The sequence below is a fragment of the Streptomyces sp. NPDC002577 genome (assembly GCF_053594815.1).
Window position 1 is genome coordinate 222,372 of record NZ_JBSFWK010000008.1, and the last position, 23,893, is coordinate 246,264.

The 23,893-nt window shown below is 68.7% G+C and carries 17 protein-coding genes; 12 read left to right on the plus strand and 5 right to left on the minus strand.

Annotated elements, in window-relative coordinates:
* Positions 1 to 13 precede the first annotated feature (13 nt).
* Positions 14 to 988, minus strand: coding sequence for a cyclase family protein (locus ACWD4J_RS14665; protein ID WP_451395715.1), 975 nt, complete (start codon positions 986 to 988; stop codon positions 14 to 16).
* Between the two features lie 279 nt (positions 989 to 1,267).
* On the opposite strand from ACWD4J_RS14665, the gene ACWD4J_RS14670 reads away from it, so the two are divergent.
* Complete coding sequence (locus ACWD4J_RS14670) at positions 1,268 to 2,065, plus strand: bestrophin-like domain (RefSeq protein WP_451395716.1); 798 nt, start codon at positions 1,268 to 1,270, stop codon at positions 2,063 to 2,065.
* Between the two features lie 41 nt (positions 2,066 to 2,106).
* Here the strand turns inward: ACWD4J_RS14670 and ACWD4J_RS14675 are convergent, their stop codons facing one another.
* Positions 2,107 to 3,939: a SpoIIE family protein phosphatase gene (locus ACWD4J_RS14675; RefSeq protein WP_451395717.1), complete on the minus strand. Its 1,833-nt coding sequence runs from the start codon at positions 3,937 to 3,939 to the stop codon at positions 2,107 to 2,109.
* A gap of 280 nt (positions 3,940 to 4,219) precedes the next feature.
* Here ACWD4J_RS14675 and ACWD4J_RS14680 point away from each other — a divergent pair, with 280 nt between their 5' ends.
* The 9 genes from ACWD4J_RS14680 to ACWD4J_RS14720 all read left to right on the plus strand — a co-directional run bounded on the left by ACWD4J_RS14680 (position 4,220) and on the right by ACWD4J_RS14720 (position 18,030).
* On the plus strand, positions 4,220 to 8,401 hold the full coding sequence (locus tag ACWD4J_RS14680) for a HAMP domain-containing protein (protein ID WP_451395718.1): 4,182 nt from the start codon (positions 4,220 to 4,222) through the stop codon (positions 8,399 to 8,401).
* Positions 8,398 to 9,000 (plus strand): response regulator, encoded by a 603-nt coding sequence (locus ACWD4J_RS14685; protein WP_451395719.1) that lies wholly within the window; start codon positions 8,398 to 8,400, stop codon positions 8,998 to 9,000. The genes ACWD4J_RS14680 and ACWD4J_RS14685 overlap by 4 nt, the downstream gene beginning before the upstream one ends.
* A 247-nt stretch (positions 9,001 to 9,247) precedes the next feature.
* Positions 9,248 to 9,454: a hypothetical protein gene (locus tag ACWD4J_RS14690; protein ID WP_451395720.1), complete on the plus strand. Its 207-nt coding sequence runs from the start codon at positions 9,248 to 9,250 to the stop codon at positions 9,452 to 9,454.
* Between the two features lie 538 nt (positions 9,455 to 9,992).
* The gene (locus ACWD4J_RS14695) at positions 9,993 to 11,048 is read left to right on the plus strand and encodes a LacI family DNA-binding transcriptional regulator (protein ID WP_451395721.1); all 1,056 of its coding nucleotides are present in this window, start codon (positions 9,993 to 9,995) and stop codon (positions 11,046 to 11,048) included.
* 147 nt (positions 11,049 to 11,195) lie between these two features.
* Complete coding sequence (locus ACWD4J_RS14700) at positions 11,196 to 12,437, plus strand: sugar ABC transporter substrate-binding protein (protein WP_451395722.1); 1,242 nt, start codon at positions 11,196 to 11,198, stop codon at positions 12,435 to 12,437.
* A 21-nt stretch (positions 12,438 to 12,458) separates the two neighbouring features.
* Positions 12,459 to 13,442, plus strand: coding sequence for a carbohydrate ABC transporter permease (locus ACWD4J_RS14705; RefSeq protein WP_451395723.1), 984 nt, complete (start codon positions 12,459 to 12,461; stop codon positions 13,440 to 13,442).
* Positions 13,439 to 14,299: a carbohydrate ABC transporter permease gene (locus tag ACWD4J_RS14710; RefSeq protein WP_451395724.1), complete on the plus strand. Its 861-nt coding sequence runs from the start codon at positions 13,439 to 13,441 to the stop codon at positions 14,297 to 14,299. The genes ACWD4J_RS14705 and ACWD4J_RS14710 overlap by 4 nt, the downstream gene beginning before the upstream one ends.
* A gap of 79 nt (positions 14,300 to 14,378) precedes the next feature.
* Positions 14,379 to 16,115, plus strand: coding sequence for an amylo-alpha-1,6-glucosidase (locus ACWD4J_RS14715; protein ID WP_451395725.1), 1,737 nt, complete (start codon positions 14,379 to 14,381; stop codon positions 16,113 to 16,115).
* Positions 16,116 to 16,182: 67 nt separating this feature from the next.
* Positions 16,183 to 18,030: an RICIN domain-containing protein gene (locus ACWD4J_RS14720; RefSeq protein WP_451395726.1), complete on the plus strand. Its 1,848-nt coding sequence runs from the start codon at positions 16,183 to 16,185 to the stop codon at positions 18,028 to 18,030.
* Positions 18,031 to 18,196: 166 nt separating this feature from the next.
* Here ACWD4J_RS14720 and ACWD4J_RS14725 read toward each other — a convergent pair whose 3' ends face one another.
* Positions 18,197 to 18,838: a TetR/AcrR family transcriptional regulator gene (locus ACWD4J_RS14725; protein WP_451395727.1), complete on the minus strand. Its 642-nt coding sequence runs from the start codon at positions 18,836 to 18,838 to the stop codon at positions 18,197 to 18,199.
* Positions 18,839 to 18,944: 106 nt separating this feature from the next.
* Between ACWD4J_RS14725 and ACWD4J_RS14730 the strand changes: the two genes are divergently transcribed.
* Complete coding sequence (locus ACWD4J_RS14730; RefSeq protein ID WP_451395765.1) at positions 18,945 to 20,429, plus strand: FAD-dependent monooxygenase; 1,485 nt, start codon at positions 18,945 to 18,947, stop codon at positions 20,427 to 20,429.
* A gap of 28 nt (positions 20,430 to 20,457) precedes the next feature.
* On the opposite strand, the gene mdlC is transcribed toward ACWD4J_RS14730, so the two are convergent.
* Complete coding sequence (gene mdlC, locus ACWD4J_RS14735; protein ID WP_451395728.1) at positions 20,458 to 22,068, minus strand: benzoylformate decarboxylase; 1,611 nt, start codon at positions 22,066 to 22,068, stop codon at positions 20,458 to 20,460.
* Positions 22,069 to 22,499: 431 nt separating this feature from the next.
* On the opposite strand from mdlC, the gene ACWD4J_RS14740 reads away from it, so the two are divergent.
* The gene (locus ACWD4J_RS14740; protein ID WP_451395729.1) at positions 22,500 to 23,180 is read left to right on the plus strand and encodes a TetR/AcrR family transcriptional regulator; all 681 of its coding nucleotides are present in this window, start codon (positions 22,500 to 22,502) and stop codon (positions 23,178 to 23,180) included.
* A 126-nt stretch (positions 23,181 to 23,306) separates the two neighbouring features.
* On the opposite strand, the gene ACWD4J_RS14745 is transcribed toward ACWD4J_RS14740, so the two are convergent.
* Positions 23,307 to 23,867, minus strand: a complete 561-nt coding sequence (locus ACWD4J_RS14745; protein WP_451395730.1) for a flavoprotein — start codon at positions 23,865 to 23,867, stop codon at positions 23,307 to 23,309.
* Positions 23,868 to 23,893: the final 26 nt, after the last annotated feature.

Here is a 23,893-nt window from a genome sequence, read left to right on the forward strand (position 1 = left end):
CAGCAAGACCGTGTCACAGGACCGCGACCGGGTTGACGGGCGAACCCGTACCGCCTGGGACGTTCAGCGGCGCCACGACCAGCAGGAACTCGTAGCGGCCCGCCTCGGCGGTGGCGGCGGAGAGTGGCTCGAGGTCGAGGTTGTCCAGCAGCGGCACCCCCATCGCGGTCATGGTGAGCACGTGGACGGGAGAGTGCACCCCCTCGACCGGCGAGGGCCGTACGTCGCTGTCCCCGTCGCCGCCGAGCAGGGCGATGCCGCGCTCGGCCAGCAGCGGTACGGCGCGCACATGGAAGCCGGCACTCGCCTCGTCGGAGTTCCAGGCGCCGAGTTCCGCGCGGCGGCGGGCGTGGCCGGAGCGCAGCAGCACCGCGTCGCCCTCGCCGATCCTCACCTCGAGGGCCTTCTCCGCGGCGATGACGTCCTTGGCGTGCACCGCTTGCCCCGGCTCCAGCCACTTGACGCCCAGCACGGCGGGAAGGTCGAGAAGTACGCCCCTTGTGACGAGCGGGCCGAGCGCCGGCACCGCGCCGAAGCGGGCACCTGCGGCACCGACGACCGCGCGCGCCTTCCGGCCGTCGTAGAGCAGCCCGCGGTACGCGATGTGGCACAGCGCGTCGAGGTGGGTCACTCCCTTGCCGTGGTAGTCGACGGCGATGAAGTCCTTGTGGGTGGAGGGTTCAGGGGCCTCCACGTCGCCCAGGTCCGTCATGTGGTGCAGGGCGGGCTTGCGGTTGTCCGGTCCGGGCCGGGTGTTCCAGGCGAGCGCCATCGGGACGACGGTTCCGGCGCGCACCCGGGCGGTGGCGCGCAGTACATGCTCCGGGGTCACACGGTTCCAGGCACCGCGGTCGGCCGGGGCCCAGCGGCCCCACGTACGGACCGCCTTGAAGAGGGCGTCGAACTCCTGACGGGAGACGGGGGGACTGTTGCTGTTGCCGGCGTCGGCCGTCGGGGGGTTGGGTACGTCGGCAGGGCTGCTGGTCATCCGTGCTCACCCGCTCCGGATTGCTGAAGACCCACGTTGCGTTGCTCTCCGGTGCGGGTTCCCAGGACGCGACCCTCCTGACAGGTCATCGGTCTGTTGGGCCGTACTCGGCCGTTCGGCCAACGAAGTGAGGTGCCGTGCCGGGCGTCGCGAGCATCGGAGGTCTTCGGGCTGTGATCATGGAGCGTTCGTTGAAGGTGATCGACGAGGAGCTCCAGGTCGCGGGGCCGATGTTTCGCCGCCGTGTGACGCTCGTGGGAACACGCTGTAGGTGATGTGGTGAACTGGCTGACCTCGTTGCCGGCGGTAGCGCTGGTTGTGGGCTGGCTCTTCCTTGCCTTGCTGGTCGCGGCCCTGGCGCGGGTCGGCGTCCGGGCGCTCGTGCCGGTCGGGGAACAGGACCGGGTGCCGCAGATCGCCACGCCCCTGATGCCCACACTCGGCGCTGCCTTCGCGATCTTTGCGGCACTCTCACTGGCCAGCGAGGCCGGCTACTTGCGCGCAGCAGAGGGGTTGGTGAGCGACGAGGCGGCCGCAGCCTCCCGCCTGGCGTGGGCGGCGACAAGTCCGCGCGTCCAGTCGGCGCCGATCCATGCGGCACTGCTGGACTACCTGCAGACCACGCGCGGCAGGGAATGGCAGGGTGCGGCAGCGGCGTCCGGTGACGACCCCGCCACCGCTCGCGCTATCGCCCGGCTGGAGCGGAGCGTGCGCGCCGAGGCGGCCCGGCCCGAGTTGGGTGCCCCGGCGAGCTCGGAGCTGCTGCTTTCCCTGGACAGCGTCACCAGTAGTCGTCGCGCCCGCGTCGCGGCCGCCTCGCGCGACGTTCCCGTGCTCTACGTCGTCACGCTTGTGGCCAGCGGACTGGCCTTGATCGTGAACGCCGGCGCACTCGTCTTCCGCTGCAGCCTGCGAACGTCACTGCTCGTCGTGGGCATCGCGAGTGTGGTCGGGCTGAGCCTGGCGTTGCTCTTCGCGCTCACCGCGCCGTGGAGTGGGCCGTTCATCGTGAGTGGGCATCCACTCGACGCCATCATCGGGGACCTGAAGTCCGGCTTCTTCGGCGGCGAGCCGTAGGCGGCGGGTCGTAGGCGGCGGGCGCGCGGGAGCCGGTCTGCTCAGGGCACGATGGCCGCGCGAGGCGCGTCCAACGGGTCCGTCCCCACGCTTGGAACCGCCTCGAGCACGAGGATGGCGACGTCGTCCTCGATCGGCTCGGGGCTGAAGTCGTGAGTCGCCTGCCTGATCCGTTCGGCGACAGCCTGGGCGCCCAGGCCGATGCAGCCACGCAGGATGTCGGCCAGGCCGTTGTCGTCGTCCAGCTGCCGCTTTCCGCAGCGTCGTTCGGTCACGCCATCGGTGACGCACAGCAGCGTCTCACCGGGCGCGAGGAGGAAGGTGTCCGCGTGGAAGTCGTAGTCCTGGTCGATGCCGAGCAGGATCTGGGGGGAAGCCGCAGTGACCACGGAACCGTCGGCGGTCAGCCGAAGGGGTGGCGGGTGCCCTGCGCTGGCCACCCTGCAGCTCGCGCCGCCCGTGCCGGATTCGGGCTCCAACTCGCCGTACAGCAGGCTCAGGAAGCGCGGCATGGCCTGCTCGCCGTCGACCTCCGCTGCCTCGGCGTCCTCCTCGACCAGCGCCTCGTTGAGCCGGGTGAGTACCGACTCCACACCATGGCCTTCGCGGGCCAGCAAGCGGACGAGGTGGCGGGCCAGACCGGTGATCGACATCGCCTCCGGGTCACTGCCGCACACGTCGCCGAGCAGGAAACACCAGCCTCTCTCGCGCATCGGGAACAGGTCGTAGAAGTCACCGCCGACCGTGAGGCCCTCGCCGTGCGGCTCGTAGACGATCGCGGTGTCGACGCCGGGTATCCGGGCCAGGGACGGTGGCAACTGCCGGCGCTGCAGCGCCAGGCTGATGGCCGCCTGTCGGGTGTACTGCCGGGCTGTGGCCATGGCCTGGGCCACTCGCCGTGCCACGTCCTCCAGGAGACGCACCACGCCGTTGGTCAGCTGTGCGACGTCCGTACGGCCGAGCAGCAGCACCCCTTGATCGCGGCCATGGGCGACGAGCGGGAAGGCCAGCGCGGAGCCGGCGGCTGTGGGGATGTCCGGGAGGCCGGGCCAGGGCCAGGGGGTGCCGGCGTGGTCGAGCCCGGATGGCAGGGGGCGGCTCTCCAGTGCGATGCGCAGTGCGTCGATCCGGCGTTCGTCGGTGTGCCAGACGCGGGAGAGCCGCAGCCTGCCGCTCTCGGTTCTCAGCCATACAGCACACCAGTCCGCGAGCCGGGGCACCAGCAGCTGGCCCGCGAGGGCGGCGACCATGTGCTCGTCGAGCTGTCCGGCGAGGAGCTCGCTGGCTTCTGCGAGGAACGAGGCACCGCTCCGGTCGACCCACTCGGCGGTCTGGTGGCGGCGGTCCCGCGTCGGGGCCGGGGCGAGGGCCTCGGCGAAGCGCAGTTCGCTGCCCAGTGTGCTGGCGGGGACGGCGTCTTCTTCGGGTCGGTATGCGGCAGCGTTCAGCCGGAGCCAGACGATCTTGCGGGTGCGCTCGTACGTCACGCCCCAGGATTCGGCGAGTACGCCGATCAGCTGGAGCCCGCGACCGCGCCGCGGGGTGTCCGGGACGCTGTGCACCGCGCTGGCCGGATGGAGGTCCGCCACCTCGATGACGATGCCCGGATCATCGGCCACTGTGCGGCAGGTGACCTCGACGGGGGTGCCGGCATGCAGGACGGCGTTGGTGACCAGCTCGCTCACCAGGAGCATGGCGTCCTCGACCAGCCGGTCACCTGCCGTGCGGGGGCCGAGAACCGCTGTCGCGGCCGGTGTGGAGAGCGCGGTGCGGATGAAATCGCGTGCGGCGGCGGGAGAGTGGACGCTTCCGGGCAGTGTGATGCACGAGGCGGACTCGTCCGACTCATCCGAGATCGGCGACGGCGCTCCCACGAAAATAATTCCTCAGGCTTTAGGCATATCGGACTTTTCGGTGCAATATTATGACAAACCTGGGTGTGTAAATGATCATGTAAGAGACGATGCAATGACGTTTGACCCCACGCGAAAAGATCTCGCCCACGCCGAGCGGAGTGCGACGGCGGTCGACTCCTCCGAGGTCCGGCGATCCTCCGAATACGGCCCCCGACCCGACGAATACAGCCCCCGGCCCGATTTCCCGGCGGGTGAGGAAAAAGTGAGAGCGGGCGGCCTGCGCTCCTTGCTGGCGGCAATGCATGCGCTGTGCGACGGCGATTTCACCGTACGTGCGGACAGTGCCAGCGAAGGTCTCGTCGGTGAAATGGCCGGGGTCTTCAATCAGCTCGTGACCCGGAACGCCCACCTGACCACGGAACTGCAGCGGGTACGCCGCGAGGTGTTGCGGCACGGGAGGCTGGACGAGCGGCTCACGGCGAGTCCTGGCCAAGGGGCGTGGACAACGGGCGTCGACGCGGCGAACCAGCTGGTGGACGCATTGGCAGGCCAGGTCTCCAACGCCACGCGGGTGCTGGACGCGATAGCGGCGGGGGATCTCACGCAGCGCGTGGACCTGCACGACGGCAGCCGTGAGCTGCGCGGTGATCTGCGACGGCTGGGAAGCGGTGTGAACCTCACCGTGGACCAACTGGCACTGTTCACCGGAGAGCTGACCAGGATCGCCCGAGAGGTCGGCACCGAGGGCCGCCTCGGCGGCCGGGCGAAAGTGCAGGGACTGTCCGGCGACTGGCGCGATGTGACCGAGGCGGTCAACACCATGGCGTCACGGCTGACGGCTCAGGTGCGGGACATCGCCGTGGTGACCACCGCGGTCGCTCGTGGGGACCTCACCCAGCAGGTGACGGTCGAGGCCACGGGCGAGCTGCTGGAGCTGAAGCTGACCGTGAACACGATGGTCGACCAGCTGCGCGCGTTCGCCGACGAGGTCACGCGTGTGGCCCGTGAGGTCGGCACCGAGGGCGAGCTGGGCGGCCGGGCGCAGGTCCGTGGCGTGTCCGGGGTGTGGAAGGACCTCACGGACAACGTCAACTTCATGGCGTCCAACCTGACCTCGCAGGTGCGCAACATCGCCCAGGTCACCACGGCAGTGGCCAACGGCGACCTCTCGCAGAAGATCACCGTGGACGCCCGCGGCGAGATCCTCCAGCTGAAGAGCACCGTCAACACCATGGTCGACCAGCTGTCCGCCTTCGCCGACGAGGTCACACGTGTGGCCCGTGAGGTCGGCACCGAGGGCGAGCTGGGCGGCCGGGCGCACGTACGCGGCGTGTCCGGGGTGTGGAAGGACCTCACGGACAACGTCAACTTCATGGCGGACAACCTGACGTCCCAGGTGCGCAACATCGCCCAGGTCGCCACCGCCGTCGCCCAGGGCGACCTGTCCAAGAAGATCGACGTGGAGGCCAAGGGCGAGATCCTGGAGCTGAAGTCGACGATCAACACGATGGTGGACCGGCTGTCCGCGTTCGCTGACGAGGTGACCCGAGTCGCCCGCGAGGTCGGCACCGAAGGGAACCTGGGCGGCCAGGCGCAGGTCCGCGGCGTGTCCGGGGTGTGGAAGGACCTGACGGAGAACGTCAACTTCATGGCCCTGAACCTGACGTCCCAGGTCCGCAACATCGCCCAGGTCACGACCGCGGTGGCCAACGGAGACCTGTCGAAGAAGATCACGGTGGACGCCCGCGGCGAGATCCTGCAGCTGAAGGACACCGTCAACACGATGGTCGAGCAGCTGCGGGCCTTCGCCGACGAGGTCACGCGCGTGGCGCGCGAGGTCGGCACCGAGGGACAGCTGGGCGGCCGGGCCCAGGTGCCCGGCGTCTCGGGCGTGTGGAAGGACCTGACGGAGAACGTCAACTTCATGGCGGACAACCTGACGTCCCAGGTGCGCAACATCGCCCAGGTCGCCACCGCCGTCGCCCAGGGCGACCTGTCCAAGAAGATCGACGTGGACGCCCGCGGCGAGATCCTGGAGCTGAAGACCACCATCAACACGATGGTCGACACGCTGTCCTCGTTCTCCGCCGAGGTGACCCGCGTCGCCCGCGAGGTCGGCAGCGAGGGCCGGCTGGGCGGTCAGGCCCGGGTCGAGGGCGTGTACGGCACGTGGAAACGGCTGACCACCAGCGTCAACGAACTCGCTCTGAACCTGACCACCCAGGTGCGGGCCATCGCCGAGGTGGCGTCCGCGGTGACCCAGGGTGATCTGACGGGTTCCGTCTCGGTCGAGGCGCAGGGCGAGGTCGCCGAGCTGAAGAACAACGTCAACCTCATGGTGGCCAACCTGCGGGAGACCACGCGGGCCAAGGACTGGCTGGAGTCCAACCTGGCGCGCATCGCCTCCCTCATGCAGGGACACCGTGACCTGGTCGAGGTCGCCGACCTGATCCTTCGCGAGCTCACTCCGCTGGTCAACGCCCAGTTCGGCGCCTTCTTCCTCGCCGCTCCCGGCGCCCGTGCGGGAGAGGGTCTCAAGCTCATCGCCGGATACGGCACCGACCAGGAGGGCACCGAACCACTGCCGGGCTCGGGGACGTGTGGCAGCGGCTTGATCGCCCAGGCGGGCCTGGAGAAGAAGCGCATCCTCATCAACAACGTCCCGCGGGACTACATCACCATCAAGTCCGGGCTGGGCGCCGCTGCTCCGGCAAGCGTCGTCATCTTGCCGATCCTCTTCGAGGACCAGGTACTCGGAGTGATCGAACTTGCTTCCTTCAGCGGGTTCAGCGAGGTTCATCTGGCCTTCATCGACCAGTTCGTCAACACCATCGGTGTCTCGATCAACACCATCATCGCCAACGCCCGTACCGAGTCGCTGCTGTCCGAATCCCAACGGCTGACCACCGAGCTGCGCCAGCGCTCGAACGAACTCCAGCGCTCCAACGCGGAGCTGGAGGACAAGGCGGCCCTGCTGGCGACCGCGTCTCAGTACAAGTCGGAATTCCTGGCCAACATGTCGCACGAGCTGCGCACGCCGCTCAATTCGCTGCTCATCCTGGCCCGGTTGCTCGCCGACAATCCCGACGGCCGGCTGTCCGCGCAGGAGGTGCACTTCGCCAGCACCATCCACCGCTCCGGCTCCGATCTGCTGCAGCTGATCAACGACATACTCGACCTGTCGAAGATCGAGGCGGGCCGGATGGACGTCCGGCCGCGGACACTGCCGATGATGAAGCTGCTGGACTACGTCCACGCCACCTTCCGGCCGCTGGCCATGGACCGCGGCCTGTCCTTCGACATAGCCGTCGACGAGAACGTGCCGAACGAGCTGTTCTCCGACGAGCAGCGCGTCCAGCAGATCCTGCGCAATCTGCTCTCCAACGCCCTCAAGTTCACCTCGTCCGGAGGTGTGAAGCTGCGTGTCGAGCAGGCGGCCGGAGTGGAGTTCGCCGAGGAGACGCTGCGCGAGGCGGACACGGTGATCGCCTTCTCCGTAACGGACACCGGTATCGGCATCCCGCCCGAGAAACTGTCCGTGATCTTCGAGGCGTTCCAGCAGTCCGACGGCACCACCAGCCGCAAGTACGGCGGCACTGGGCTCGGCCTGTCCATCAGCCGGGAGATCGCCGGAATGCTCGGCGGCCGGATCGTCGCCGAGAGCGAAGTCGGCGTCGGCTCCTGCTTCACCCTGTACCTGCCTTCGCGCTACAAGGGTGTCGCCCCCGCGCCCGACTCATCAGACCCGGAAGCCGTCGAAGCCGACGTGCCGACCGCACTCCCCATCCCGGACGTTCCCGTCCCACCGCCCGCCACCACCGACGACGCGCAGAGCAGCGTGTCCGGCGACGCGGACGACCTGATCAGGGCTACGCGCTGGGACAGCCCCGAGGGCCGCGACGACGGCTGGCCGGAGCTCTCGCGGTTGGACGAGTGGCAGTCGGGACGGGCCCGCCGCGTGCTGGCCGGGCGCCGCATCCTCATCGTCGACGACGACATCCGCAACGTCTTCGCGCTCACCCATGTGCTGGGCCGGGTCGGCATGACCGTCAAGTATGCGGAGAACGGCAGAGAAGGCCTGGACGCCCTCCACCGCAACCCCGACGTTTCCCTGGTCCTGATGGACGTGATGATGCCGGAGATGGACGGCTACGAGACCATCCGGGCCATCAGGAACACACCACGCCTCGCCACCCTGCCCATCATCGCGCTGACTGCCAAGGCCATGCCGGGCGACCGCGAGAAGGCACTCGACAGCGGTGCCGACGACTACGTACCCAAGCCCGTGGACGTCGACAACCTGCTGTCCTCCATATGCGACCTGCTCGAGTTGCCCTGCGAGACGGAGACGACCGCGGACACGACCGCGGAAGACACGCAGGCCGAAAACGGGACCGCTGACAGCGCCGGGACCGATGAGGACACCGACTCGTCAGGCGAGTCAGGACAGTCAGGACGGTCGGGACAGGGGACGGCATGATCTCCAGCGCATCCGACAAGGGCGGCATCCTGATCGTCGACGACATGGAGGAGAGCCTGGTCGCCCTGGAGGCCGTCCTCAGCCCGCTCGACCAGCAGATCACCAGGGCCCGCTCCGGCGAAGAGGCGCTGAAGGCGATGCTGCGGCAGGACTTCGCCGTCGTCCTCCTCGATGTCCTGATGCCGGGAATGGACGGCTTCGAGACCGCCGCCAACATCAAGCGCCTCGACCAGACCAAGGACGTCCCCATCATCCTGCTGACAGGCACCGACGCCGACTCCGACTTCGCCTACCGGGGATACGCGATCGGCGCCGCCGACTTCCTGACCAAACCCATCGACCCCTGGGTACTGCGCACCAAGGTCGGCGTCTTCCTGGAAATGCACCGCAAGAACCGCCAACTCGCCGACCAGGCAGCGGAGTTGCGGCGCCTGTGGACCGACTCGGCACCATCCGAAGACCGCCTCGGGGAGGTCGCTGAGCTGCTCTCCAGAACCGAGGCGCTGCTGCGCGGCTGCGGGGACACCGAGGCGGCCGGGCTCGCGGCCCGTGTCGCCGAGATCGAGCGCGCTGTCCGCAGCAGGGGGCCAGTGACCTGAGTCAGAGGGCATCTGACCCAGGTGGGCAGCCGCGCCCTCGCGCCTGTCGCCACGGAGACCTCCGCGCCACCTGCTGACCCGTGCCGAGCAGACACTCGGAGAATAAGGCCCGACCGCCCTGTCGCTGCGCGAGCTCGCCCGCGACCTCGGCGTCAGTCACGCCGTACCGAGCCGCCGCTTCAAGGACGAGCAGGCACTGCTGGACGTCCTCGGCGTCGGCGAGTCGTTCGCCGAGCGGCTGGAGTCCGTGGCCCGTGCCTACGTGGGCCTGGCCGTCGCCAACGCCGTGCTGCTCGACCTGATGTTCTCGGTCAAGCACGGCCCGGAGGTATCGGAGGCGCTGGGCGCGACCTCCCACCGCTGGTCCGAGCAGCTCCTCGAACTGATCGGCGAAGGGCAGGCAGCGAGCGGCATGCTGCCGCCGGAGGTGGCCAGCACGGGCTCGACGACGTGACCGCGTCCATCTTGCGCGGGTGTGGGCCGGAGTAGAGCCACGCAGGACGACCGCGGCACCGGGCGCCGTCGTTCTTCTTCCTTCTTCGTCGCACTTTAAGTCTCCGTGGTTTCAGTCTCCGTGGTTTGGTGCTGCTTGTTCGCCGAGGGCAGGTCGAACCGGTTCGATTCGGCCGAGTCGTACGGGCACCATCAATTCACGAGGTGATGCCGTTCGGGCTCAGGGCTTCAGTGCCGTCCGGCTGCTCCTGATGGGGAGCCGGAACGCCTGGCATGTCGAACCGGTTCGGAGGAAGTTAGCACCGGGGAATTCCCCCAGCAATACCTCCGACGCAAGGAGATGTGTCTGTACGTCCGGGTTCCAGGGGCGTTACGAGAAGCGCTGGGTGAGGTGTTGACAACCGTCAGGCTTGTTCCTACCTTCACTTCACGCGAACCGGTTCGATGACCGGTAGTCACCTCTTCCTCACCCCAGCATCTAAGCGACCGGCGGTCTGCTCCTCGCGCTGTATCGAACCGGTTCGAGCAAGGAGTTCCACGTGAACATCGGTGAGATCGCTCGGCGGTCCGGCGTCTCGCGGAGCACCGTGTCCTACGCGCTGAGCGGCAAGCGTCCCGTGTCGGACGACACACGCCGGAAGATCCAGGAGGTCATCGACGAGCTGGGCTACCGGCCCAACGCCAGCGCGCGTGCCCTGGCCAACGGCCGGACCAGGACGATCGGCCTGGTGTTTCCGCCGGCCGGGAACCACTACACCGGGATGCAGCTGGACTTCATCGGCAGCGTGGTGGAGGCCGCCGCGGCCTACGACTACGACGTGCTGCTGTCACCGAGCGGCGTGGACAGTGACCGCTCGTTCCAGCGGCTGCTGGGGGAGCGGAGGGTCGACGGGGCGATCCTCATGGAGATCAGACTGGAGGACGACCGGGTCGATCACCTGGCTTCACTGGACTTCCCCTCTGTCGCCATCGGCCGCACCGCCCATCCGGACGGCGGCTGGTGGGTCGGCCTGGACCACACCGCGCTGGTGGAGGCGTGCGTCCACCACCTCGCGGACCTGGGCCACCGCAGGGTCGCGTTCGTCAACCGGCCCGAGCAGCTCCTGCGGGCGGGATACGAGTCCGCGCACCGGGGACTGGACGGGTTCACCAAGGCCGCGGCCGAGCGCGGGCTGATGGTGAGGACGTACTGCTCGGGGGACGATGCCGCGTCGGGCCAGGCATGCCTGGAGCGGATCCTGCGCGACGACCCGGCCACGACTGCCCTGGTCACGTTGAACGAGGCCGCGCTGGGCGGCCTCTACCGAGGGCTCGCGCAGGCGGGCCGCCACGTGCCGCGCGATTTCTCCGTCACCGGTGTCGTGGCCGGCCGATGGGCGGAGACGGTGACCCCGCAGCTCACGGCGGCGGACGTACCGGCGGTGGAGATGGGCCGTCGCGCCGTCGACCTGCTCGTCGAGCGGCTCGACCATCCCGACGCGCCTGCCCGGCACCACCTTCTCGCGCCGCCGATCTCGTTGCGGGCCAGCACCGGGCCCGTCACCGGCACGCCCCCGGTGGAGGCCCCGGACGCGGGCCTCTCCCCGGATTCCTGACTGCCCATCACGTCACGGCCCCGTTTTTTCCGCCTCCCACCCCCCGTACCGGGCACCTCGTCCCCTCACCGCCGCGTTCGGTGTGCCCGCATCCCCCTCGTCACCCCTCCCACGGCACCCCTGTGCCAAAGAGCGAAGGAACCCGCAATGCACAACTTCTCCAGACGGCTCCTTGCCGCCGCGGCCCTGGCGACCGTCGTCGCCGTCGTCGGCACCGCCTGCTCCTCCGGTTCGGGCAGCACCGACGCCAAGGACGCCGGCAGCGGCACGTACACCATCTGGGACCCTTACCCGCAGTTCGCCACGGACTCGGCCTGGACGAAGCTGCTGGACAAGTGCGGCACCGAGGCCGGCGTGAAGATCAAGCGGACCGGCTTCGACACCAGCGACCTGGCCAACAAGACGCTGCTGGCGGCACAGCAGGGCAACTCCCCGGATGTGCTCATCGTCGACAACCCTGTGGTGTCCACCCTGGCCGAAGCGGGAGTGCTCACCACGACCGACGACAACAAGCTGGACACCGCGAAGGTGGACCCCAACCTGCTCGCGGCCGGCCAGTCGGGCGGGAAGACGTACGGCACACCGATCGGCGCCAACACCCTCGCCCTCTACTACAACAAGAAGGTGCTGAAGGACGCCGGGGTGGACGTCGCCTCGGTCAAGGACTGGAAGTCGCTGACGGCGGCGCTGGCGAAGGTCAAGAAGGCGGGCAAGAAGGGCATCACCTTCTCCGCGATCGGCACGGAGGAGGGCAGCTTCCAGTTCCTGCCGTGGTTCTGGGGCGCGGGCGCCGAGCTGACCGAACTCGACTCCGCCCAGGCCGCATCCGCGCTGTCCCTGTGGAAGGACTGGCTGAAGCAGGGCTACGCCCCGAACTCGGTGCTCAACAACACCCAGACCACCAGCTGGCAGGAGTTCGCCAGCGGCGACTACGCCTTCGCGGAGAATGGCACCTGGCAGCTCGCAGGTGCCGAGAAGGCCGGCTTCGAGTACGGCGTCCTGCCCGTCCCCGCCGCCACGGGGGGCAACGCCGCCGCCCCGACCGGCGGCGAGTTCGTCACCATCCCGGTCCAGGACGACACCGGCCGCTACGCCACCTCCCAGAAGCTGACGACCTGCCTGACCAGCACCCAGAACCTGTACGACACCGACACCACCCTGTCCTACGTGGCCCCCACCAGCGAGGTCCAGGACAAGCAGGTGGCGGCGAACCCCGAGCTGAAGCCCTGGGTCGACGCGGTCAAGGCGGCCAAGGGGCGCACCAGTGACGACCTGGGCACCAAGTACCCCAAGATCTCCGAGCAGTTGTGGAAGGCCGTCCAGTCCGCCCTCAGCGGGACCAAGTCGCCCAAGGATGCGCTGTCCGCGGCCCAGTCCGCTGCACAGTAGCCAGGATTCCCCGGACCACAGATGAACCACACCACGCAGCTGTCGGACCACCGGTCCGTGGGCGCCCGGAACGGGGCGGCCATCGCCGCCCCGCCCCCGGCCCGCACCAGGAAATGCCGCCGGTCCACCTCCACGCAGTGGGCCGCCTGGGGATTCCTCACCCCGGTGACCCTCTACCTCGCCCTCTTCTACGCCTATCCGCTCTACCGCAACATCGACCTCAGCGTCCGCAACTACACCGTTCGCTCCTTCGTCCACGACGACGCGCCCTTCACGGGCCTGAAGAACTACCAGACGGTCTTCGACGACCCCACCTTCGCCCCGGCCTTGCTCCACACCGTGGTCTTCACCGCCGTGAGCCTGGTCTTCCAGTACGCCATCGGACTGGCCCTCGCGGTCTTCTTCAACCAGCACTTCCGGCTGTCGGCCACCTTGCGCGCCCTCTTCCTGGTGCCCTGGCTGCTGCCGCTGATCGTGTCGGCCTCGACCTGGTCGTGGATGCTCAACAGTGACTCGGGTGTCGTCAACGCCGCCCTGCACGCCATCGGCATCGACCCGGTGAACTGGCTGACCTCGCCGTCGTGGTCCCTGACCTCGGTGATCATCGCGAACATCTGGATCGGCGTCCCGTTCAACCTGGTCGTGCTCTACAGCGGCCTGCAGTCCATCCCCACGAGCCTGTACGAGGCGGCATCCCTCGACGGAGCCAACGCCTGGCAGCGCTTCTGGCGCATCACCTTCCCGCTGCTGCGTCCGGTGTCCGCGATCACGCTCCTGCTGGGCCTCGTCTACACCCTCAAGGTCTTCGACATCATCTGGATCATGACCAAGGGCGGCCCGGCGGAATCGTCCACCACCTTCGCCACCTGGTCCTATCAGCTCGGCTTCGGCAACCTTCTGCCGGCATTCGGTCCTGGTGCGGCCGTCGGGAACCTGCTCGTCGTCGCCGCCCTGGTGTTCGGCCTGGTCTACGTCAGAGTTCAGCGGAAGCAGGACACCTCATGACCACCGCGATCACACCCCTCGCCACCACGCCGCGACCTCGTCGGGGACGGACCACCTGGTGGAAGACGGCCGTCGGCCTTGCGCTGACGGCGGTCATGCTCTTCCCGGTCTACTGGATGCTCAACGTCTCCCTCACCCGCGACCAGGACATGCGCAAGAGCCCGCCGGACCTGCTGCCGATCCACGGCACCCTGGCCGGCTACCGCACCGTCCTCGACGAGCAGTTGCCCTACCTCGGCACCAGCCTCGTCATCGGCCTGGGCACCGTCGTCCTGACCGTCGCCCTGTCCGCACCCGCCGGTTACGCCCTGGCCAAGCTGCGCCCGCGCGGCGGCGGCGTCCTGAGCTTCGTCCTGCTGGCCGCCCAGATGATCCCCGGCATCATCATGGCGATGGGTTTCTACGCCATCTACCTCAGTCTCGGCCTGCTCCAGTCGGTCCCCGGCCTTATCGTCGCCGACTCCACCCTGGCCGTCCCCTTCGGGGTTCTCATCTGTACCGCGTTCATGTCCGGGATCCCCAGCGAACTGCTGCAGGCGGCGAAGACGGACGGCGCCGGCTCCTTGCGCACGTTCTGGTCGATCGTCCTGCCGATGAGCCGCAACGCCGTCGTGACGGTGTCCCTGTTCGCCTTTCTGTGGTCCTGGTCGGACTTCGTCTTCGCCAGCACCCTCGTCAACGGTGGGGCCCACGAGCCGATCACTCTGGGCATCTACCACTACATCGGCAACAACAACCAGGAGTGGAACGCCATCATGGCGACCGCCGTCGTGGCCTCGCTGCCGGCCGCGGTGATCCTCGTCCTCGCTCAGCGTTACGTCGCCGCCGGCGTGACCGCCGGTGCGGTCAAGGACTGAGTCCCCCCATCCCCTCACGACCGACCCGGCTGGGCGCCAGTCGGCCGGTGCCCCCTGCTCGAGAAACGAGTCCCGCTTCATGACCGCCGCCCGATCCGGCCCGGCCTTCTCCGTCCACGACATCCCGTTCAGCACACACGGATCCTGGTTCGACATCTCGCCCGTGGTGGGGGAGAAGACCTACGCCGAAGATTTCCACCTCGTCTCGCACCAGAACGGCATGCACGCCGTCCTGCGCCTGGTCCCCCTGGACACGGCGACAGGCGACCGCGCCGAGACCCGCGTCGCGGCGGCACCCGGACTGCTCAGCTGGATCGGCTCGGCCGGGCAGGTCGACCTCGCCTACGAGTCGCCGGACACCGTACGCCTGCGGGGCAGCGGCCTGGGCATGAGCGTCTCGGCGGCCTCGCAGGCCCTGACCCCGTTCAGCGGAACGTACTTCTTCCACGACCCGGCAGCCGGCGCGCACATGTTCACGTCGTACGAGACCGGACGACGTTACCGCGTCACCATCCTGTCCGGCATCGTCGCCGACACCGCCGGAGCCCAGGCCCTCGGCAGCGGCGGCCGCTGTCTCACGATGACCGCGGAAGCGGACGGTGCCTGGGAGATCGCAATCGAGGAACTCGATACTTCTCGCCCGCCGTACGCGTCCTCGGCGACCTTCGACGACATCGTGGAGTCGGTACGGGGCGGGTTCGCGGACTTCGTCGACGCGGTGGCCCCGTGGCGCTCGTCGGCCACTCCCGCGGCCGAACTCGCCGCCTACGTCGTCTGGTCGGCGACCGTACGGCCGACGGGCCTGGTCACCAGGCCTGCCGTACTGATGTCCAAGCACTGGATGGACAAGGTGTGGAGCTGGGATCACTGCTTCAACGCCCTTGCCCTCGCCCCCGGATGCCCCGAACTGGCACTGGACCAGTTCACCCTGCCCTTCGACCATCAGGACGACAGCGGCGCCCTGCCCGATTCCGTCACCCACTCCGAGGTCCTCTACAACTTCGTCAAACCGCCCATCCACGGCTGGGCCTTCGGCCGCCTGCGTCGCCGGCTGCCGACGCCTCCCAGCCGGGACGAACTGGCCGAGGCATACGGGCGGCTGGAGCGCTGGACGGACTTCTGGCTCACCGCACGGCGAGCCCCCGGCGCCGAACTGGCCTACTACCAGCACGGCAACGACAGCGGTTGGGACAACGCCACGACCTTCGACCCCGAGCGGGTTGTCGCCACCGCCGACCTTGCGGCCTTCCTCGTTCTCCAGATGCGTGAACTCGCGGATCTCGCCATGGAGTTGCGCAGGCCGGACGAGGCGCGCCGATGGACGCGGGCAGCAGAGGAGATGCAGACGGCGCTCCTCGAGCAGCTCTGGACCGGAGACAGGTTCGTCGCCCGGGGCGTCGGCACCGGCGACACCTGGAGCAGCGCCAGTCTCCTCGACCTGATGCCCATCGTGCTGGGTGAGCACCTGCCCGGCGATGTCAGCAGTGCGCTGGCCGACCGCGTCAAGGCCCACTTGACGCCGTACGGCCTCGCCACCGAACTGACCACATCACCGCACTACCTCGCCGACGGCTACTGGCGCGGCCCGATCTGGGCCCCCGCCACCGTGCTCATCGAGGACGGCCTTCGCCGCGCCGGCCACCACCGGCTGGCGGACGACATCAGCGCGCGCTTCCGCGCCCTGTGCGAAACCCACGGCTTCGCCGAGAACTTCGACGCCCTCACCGGAACGGGACTGCGCGACCGCGCCTACACCTGGACCGCCAGCAGCTACCTCCTCCTCGCGGAAGCGCACGCGCACCGAGACGGCCGCTGACCGGCCGTCTCCCCAGAGCCCCGGGACCGTTCGGGTCCCGGTCCATCCTCCTTCCCCAGGAGCCGCAATGAAGTCGCCCCTCCCCAGACCCACGACGCGCACCAGGCGCCGAGCCGTCTCGTCCGTCGCCGTCCTCATGGCCGCCCTGGCCTCGACCCTGGTGCCCGCCGCCCCTTCCCAGGCCGCGGACACCAGCGTCACCGTCGACTTCGCCACCGCCGGAGGCGCCCCGACGTACCACGCCTCCGGCATGATCTACGGGATGACGCCGGACGGCTCGCTGCCGCAGGACCACTTCTTCAAGGACATCAAGTGGCACTTCATGCGGGCCGGCGGCGCACAGCTCAACAGCGGCGGCTACGCCACCAGCCTCGCCGACTACCAGACCCGCTGGAACTCGACCCTCGCCCAGTACAAGCGGACCGCTGCCCTCGGCGGCACCTTCGTCATCCTCCCGCACGACCTGTGGGGCGCGGACGGCACCACCAACCAGGGCTGGCCGGGCGACAACGGTGACTGGACGCAGTTCGACAACTTCGTCACCCAGCTCATAGGCGACGTCAAAGCCAACAACATGACCGTCGAATGGGACCTGTGGAACGAGCCCGACGGCAGCGGCTTCTGGAAGCCGTCGCAGGCGCAGTACCTGCAGATGTGGTCGCGCTTCTACGCCCGTGTCCGGGCCGCCTTCCCGAACCAGCTCATCGTCGGCCCCAGTACCGCGGGCCAGCCGAACGCGTCCAACTCCTGGTGGACCACGTATCTGAACTACGTCAAGGCCAACAACGTCGCTCCGGACATCTACAGCTGGCACGACGAGCCGGGCGACCCGGCCACCGACGTCGGCCGCGCCAACTCCACCCTCTCCGCGGCGGGCCTGACCAACACCCGCCCGTACCAGATCAACGAATACGCCACCCTGTCCATGCAGTCCCCGGGCGGCGGCGCCTGGTTCATCGGCCGCCTGGAGCGCGCCGGCGCCGACGGCCTGCGCGGCAACTGGGCCTCCGGGACCGGCCTGCACGACTACGAGGCCAACCTGCTCACCAAGAACAGCGCCGGCCAGTACCTGCCGCTCGGCGAGTGGTTCATGTACCGCTACTACGGCTCCCAGAGCGGCAACATCGTCAACCTGATCCCCGGCGCCGGCACCGACGGCCTGGCCACCAAGGACAACAGCGCCAAGAACGCCAAGATCCTGCTCGGCAGCAGCGGCAACACCGGCACCGTCACCGTCAACCTCACCGGCCTCAACACGACATCGGTGGTGGAGAACAGCCAGGTCCGCGCGGTCGTCCAACGCGTCCCGTACAACAACGGCGCCGCGGTGGCCGGACCCGAGACGATCTCCGACACCACCCTGACCGTCAGCAACAACGCCGCCTCGGTGAGCCTCCCCTGGAGCAACGCCAAGGACGGCTACACCGTCACCCTGCTGCCCCCGTCCAACACCACCGTCTCGACGGTCGCGGTCAGCGAGAACAGCGGGCAGTGCCTGGACGACACCAACCTGAGCACCGCCAACAACACCCAGTACCACCAGTGGAACTGCGAGGGTGGCTACCAGCAGATGCTCGACCTCAAGCCGGTGGCGGGGAAGACCAACACCTACAACATCGTCAACGAGCTCAGCGGCAAGTGCCTGGACGTCTCCGGTGCGTCCACCGCCGACGGCGCCGCCGTCATCCAGTACACCTGCGGTTCGGGCACCAACCAGCAGTTCACGCTCAACCCGGTCAGCGCGCTGGGCAACAGCAAGGACTACCAGCTGGTCGCCGTGCACAGCGGGAAGTGCGTCGACGTCAGCAACGTCTCCACATCGCCCGGCGCCCTGATCCACCAGTGGACCTGTGATCCCGCAAGCGCATTGAGCACCAAGAAGAACCAGATCTGGCGCCTGCTCGGCAAGGGCTGACGGCCGACGACTCCCGTGATCCCCCTGACATGCGTGGCCTCCGGTATCGCTGCCGGAGGCCACGCATGCTTCGCCGGTCGTCAGCCCTTGCCGAGCAGGCGTCCGTCTCCGCCGCCCTCTGGCGCCCGCCGCCATAGGGAAGAGCACGATCTCCGGATGCCACGTGTCACTGCCGCGAAGGCAGTTTCCGCAATCCGTTCTCCAACAGCGCGAACGCGTGTTCCGCGTCGGCCACCGCACCCGCATAGCGCTCGTCGGCCGACTCCCCGTACGCCAGGCGATCGGCGTTGTCCTGGGCCAACGCCCATTGGACCCCGACGATCTGGACGGCAGCAAGCCGCGCGGTGAGTTCCGGAATGTCCGCTGTTTCCTGCAGCGCCTGGGCGAGTGCGCGTTCGGCGCCGGTCTTGAACCGGTCCATCCGGGCCACCAGCGAGGGCGCGTCGAGGATCATGCGGTGGACCTTCCGCACCTGGGGGTGGTCGTTGAGCCCGGTGATCGGGTCCCGCTCGCGCAACCCCTTGAGGAAGTGCTCGCGCAGCGCGGTCAGCGGGGCGGTGCGGGGCGGGCGGGCCCGCACGACGCGTGCGGCTTCGGTCTCGTGGTCGGCGAGGCGATGCACCACGAGGTCTTCCTTGGTCGGGAAGTAGGCGAAGAGCGTGCGTTTGGACACCTCGGCCGCCTCGGCCACCTGAGCCACCGAGACCTGGTTGAAGCCGTGTTCGAGGAACAGCGTGATCGCCGCATCGGAGATCGCCGCATGGGTCCGCTGCTTCTTTCGTTCCCGCAGCCCTGGCTTGCCCTCCACGACGCCCACGGTAGCAGATCGTTGCCCCGAGGAGATTTCTGCACCTGGTATACATTTACCCCAAGGCGAGAGATGAGATGGAGTGAAGGCGAAGGTGTTGGCAGAGATCGAGACCGAGGTCGTCATCGCGGGCGCCGGCCCGGCCGGACTGATGCTGGCCTATGAACTGACTCTGGCCGGGGTCGAGACCCTGGTGCTGGAGAAGCTGCCCCGGCGCGTCGAGCAGGTGAAGGGCGGCGGGGTTCAGCCCCGTACCGCCGAGCTGCTGGAGATGCGCGGGCTGCTCGAGCCGTTGCTGCAGCGGGCCACGTCACGTGAACCGGTCGGCGGGCACTTCGCCGCCCTGCCCGTGCCCTTGGACTGCACACCCTGGCAGACCAGGCACCCTTTCCCGATCGCGATCCCTCAGTGGGAGATCGAGGAAGTACTGGAAGAGCGGGCGATCGCCGCCGGCGCGCGCGTTCTGCACGGCACTGCCGTCTGCGAAGTCGAGTCGGACGACGACGGTGTGGTGGTGAGGGCGGACGGTCTGCAGGTGCGGGCTCGCTACCTGGCGGCGTGCGACGGCGGCCACAGTACGGTGCGCAAACTGCTCGGGCTGCCGTTCCCCGGTAGGCCCGGGACGCATCAGGCGGTGTTGGCCGACATCCGCCTGTCCGCCGTATCGTCGCTGGTGCCGCAGCAGTTGGGGCATATGAGCAGCCTGATGCGTCATGCGGGCGGCTATTGGGCCATGCTGGTCCCTCTCGGCGGCGACCGGTACCGGTTCACCTTCGGGCGCGCGGACGATGCGGACACCACCCGCGACACCACGATCACCCACGAGGAGATCGCCGCCGCGCTGCAGGCCGTGTACGGCGATGAGACCACCCTCGGCGCCGTGGACAACTCCTCGCGGTTCAGTGACGCCACGCGGCAGCTGGAGCACTACCGTGCGGGCCATGTCCTGTTCGCGGGCGACGCCGCACACATCCACCCGCCGCTGGGCGCCCAGGGGCTCAACCTCGGCATCCAGGACGCGATCAACCTCGGTTGGAAACTGGCCGCGGCCGTCCGGGACCGGGCGCCGAGCGGCCTGCTGGACAGCTACCACGCCGAACGGCATCCGGTCGGAGCCCAGGTCCTGCATCACACGTCGGCACAGCGGGTCCTGGCAGACCCGAACCCGAGCGAGGACGTGGCCGCCCTGCGGGACATCTTCATCGACCTGCTGCGCCTGCCCGACACCAACCGCCACCTCGCAGGACTGATGTCCGGCCTCTCGCTGCGCTACGAACTGCCCGGCGATCACCCGCTCACCGGACAGCGCATGCCGGACGCCGACCTGGTCACCGAAGCAGGCCCCACCCGGCTGTCGACGCTGTTCGGCTCGGGGCACGCCGTCCTGCTCGATCTGGCCGGAACCGTCCCGGCCGACCTCCGGCTCTCGCCACGAGTCGACCTCGTCCGCGCCACATGCACCGACGATCTGGGCGCTGCCGCCCTGCTCATCCGTCCCGACGGCTACGTCTGCTGGGCTGCGGACACCCCCGCCGCCTGCGGCGATACCCTGCTCGCCGCAATGGCCCGCAACCTTGAGAGGGCACCCTGAGCCAGGTGCCCTCCGATCGTGCTGCGGCCTACAACAGGGCTTTCTGGGGCTGCGTGGGGACCACGATGACGGTGGTGGTGCCTGCGCTCAGGGCCGCCTTGAACTCGCGCTCCAGGTCCTCGGTGCTCTCCACGTCGACCGCGCGGCATCCGAAGCCGCGGGCGACGGAGGCGATGTCGAGCCCGGGCAGGTCGAGTCCCGGAACGCCCGGTGTCTCCTCCAGCACCGCGAACGACTTGAGGATGGAGTACTCGTGGTTGTGCATGACCACGTAGACGATGGGGAGGTTGTGCTGGGCCGCCGTATAGATGGCCTGCACGGAGTACTGGAAGGACCCGTCGCCGATCAGTCCGATCACCGGCCGTTCGACGCCTCTGTCCTGGTCGCCGAGCGCGACGCCCACCGCGGCTGGTGTGCCCCAGCCGATGCCTCCGCTGGCCGTGGCGAAGAACGATCCGGTCCGGATGGTGGGGAGCCACTCGATCTGCTGCGCCATCGTGGAGGTCGATTCGTTGACGATGACCGCGTCGGACGGCCGGACTCTGCTCAGAGCGGCATAGACCTCGGGCGGGGTGAGGGGGCTGTTCGGCGTCTGCGGCAGCTCGCGGGGCCGCGGCATCGGTTCTGGAGCGGTCCGCGTCGGGCCCTGCGTGACCATGTCCAGGAGCAGCTCGATCGCCGTCCTGGGATCGCCCAGGAGGCTGTCACCCACACGCGCCGCGGCGGCAACATCCGGATTGCCGGTGATCTGCAGGAGTTCGGTGCCGTCGGGGAGATAGTCGCCGGGCACGTAGGGGTAGTAGCGGAACACCTCCGCGCCGATCACGACCACCAGATCGTGCCCGGTCAGCCGATCGCCGATGGTCTTCACCGACATGCCCAGCGGGCCGCCGAAGAGGGGGTGGTCCTCGGGGAAGGAGGCGCGGTCCAGCAGCGGGGCGCCGTAGACGGCCGCGCGCAGCTTCTCCGCCAGGGCGACGGCAGCATCCCAGCCGCCGCTGCGGTCGACCTCCGGCCCGAAGATCAGTGCGGGACGACGGCTTGCGGAGATGCGATCGGCGAATGTGCGCAGCCGCTCGGTGTCGGGGGCGACGCGGTCGCTCACCGTCCGCACCCGGACGAAACCCGACAGGGGCCGCTTCCAGTCGTCCATGGGAACCGACAGGTAGACCGGTCCCGTCGGCGGCTGCAACGCCACTGCGTAGGCCCGCATGAAGGCTTCGGGGACGTCTTCGGCGCGGGCCGGCTCGTAGGACCACTTCACCCATGGCTTCGGCAGCGTGGTGGCCTCACGGTTGCCGAGATACGGCTCCCCGATCACCAGTTCCCGATGCTGCTGTCCCGAGGTGATGATCAGGGGCGTGTTTCCGTGGTAGGCGGCCACCAGGTTGCCCATGGCGTTTCCCATCCCCGCTGAGGAGTGCAGGTTGACCAGTGCCGGCCGGCGGGTCACCTGGGCGAAGGTGTCGGCCATCGCGATGACGGACGCCTCCTGCAGCGCCAGGACGTAGGTGAAGTCCTCGGGGAAATCCTGCAGGAACGGCTGTTCGGTGGAGCCGGGATTGCCGAAGACCGTGGTGAGTTCGAGGGTGCGCAGCAGGTCGTAGGTCACGCTGCGGACGGTGGAGTGCTCAGTCATGGCTACTACTGACTTTCGTGCTGGAGCTGGGCGCCGGGTCACCGGCACTGCCTCCCCATCGAGGGACACGGTGCTCTGGCCGTTGAAGTGAGTGGTTCGGCCTTGTACGCGTACGGGTTCTCGGACACCGGCGCGAGGGCCTCGTGTCCGTGCAGCTCCTGGGTGGGCTCGGCGGCCGTGGCGGCCAGGTAGCACCAGGAAGCGGATGTCCTCGGTGAACAGGGCCATCTGACCCTTGGCGTCCCCTACGGTCCGCGCAGTGCGCGTAGGCGTCGATCAACTCGTGGACGGCCAGCCGGTCGGCGGCTTCCTCGGGTGAGATCACAGTAGGAGGACATCTCTACTCTCATCATGAAATTATTTGACATATGCATGAGAACACCGGTCGCGGGCGACCCGCAACCGGGCGGCAGGGACGGGAGGGAAACTCTGTGACTTCTGCGAGCGACAGGACCGATCCCCGCATCACACGGACGACCACCGCCCTGCAGCGGGCCGCCGTGGAGCTCGCCTCGCGGCGACCCGTTTCCCGGATCACCGTCGCCGAGCTGGCCGGGCGCGCCGGGGTCACCCGGGCGACCTTCTACAACCGCTACAACACCCCCCTCGACCCAGTCGTCGAGGCGCTTTACGCAGACCTGGAGACCGGCCACCGGCTGGAGGACCGGCGCCGCGACGAGGGGTACCCGGGCCCGGAACTGCTGCGGCTCGCCGTTGCGGAGGTGGCAGACCACGTCGAGCGGTTCGAGGGCGTCTACCGGCACGCCCTCGACGATCCGGCGGACCGCGGCGTCTACGACGCGCTGGTCCGTCACTTCAACGACTACGCCCTCACCTTCCTGGCCCGCGCCACTGCCGCCGATGCCGTCCTCCCGGGCGCCGACCACCAGGTGATCGCCCAGTTCCTCGCCCATGGCTTCGCCGGAGCGATCAAGGCCTGGCTCAGTGATCCGTCCGTCACCAAGGACAACCTGGTCGACGCCGCCGTGGCATGCGCCCCCGCCTGGTGGGCGGCTGGAGCCTGTGCCCCGCCCAAGACCGTTGACCAAGGGCATCCTTGCCCGGGACCGATCCGGAGAACAGGGAGAAGCACAACCGCTGATCGGGGTTAGCGAGCCGGCGCGCGTTCGCGATGTGCTCAGGTGCTCCACGGCGCGGACGCCGCCGACGGTCCCGTGGGAGACGAATGCGGCGGCCTTGTTGTCCCAGTCCGCCGGCGAAGTCGAGGGCGTTCTCGATCATGGTCGGGTGGGCAGGCGCTTCAGAGTGAGCAGTTCCAGTGCCTCCTCCCAGCGGAAACCGTCTGCCGCACCATCCGACTTTGGTTGGTGAGGCTGATACGAGCTGATCAGGACGCCCATCTCGCGCAGCCGTTGAAGACTCTGGGGGTATGCGGGGTGGGCGGCCTGAGCCGAGTTCAGGTACGGCAGAACAGCGGTGGGGATCCCCATGCCATGTGCCTCGCACAGGATGCCCAGGGCGAGGGTGTCGCAGATCCCGGCGGCCCACTTGTTGATCGTGTTGAAGGTGGCGGGCGCGACGGCGATGGCATCGGCCGGGGGCAAGGGGCGTGGCTGGCCGGGCGTGCGCCAGGCAGAGCGGATCGGGTAGCCGGTCTGTGCCTCCATGGCCGTCGTGTCGATGAAGCCCAGGCTCAGCGGGGTGGCGATGACGCCGACGTTCCAGTTCGTCTCCTGGGCCGCCGTGATCAGTTTGCCGACGTCGCCGGCAATTCCGGCCGCGCACACGACGACGTAGAGGAACGGTTGGCTGCTCTGCTGGTCGGGCTGATCGCTCACGCGGGGACTCCCAGCTGTCGGCTGAA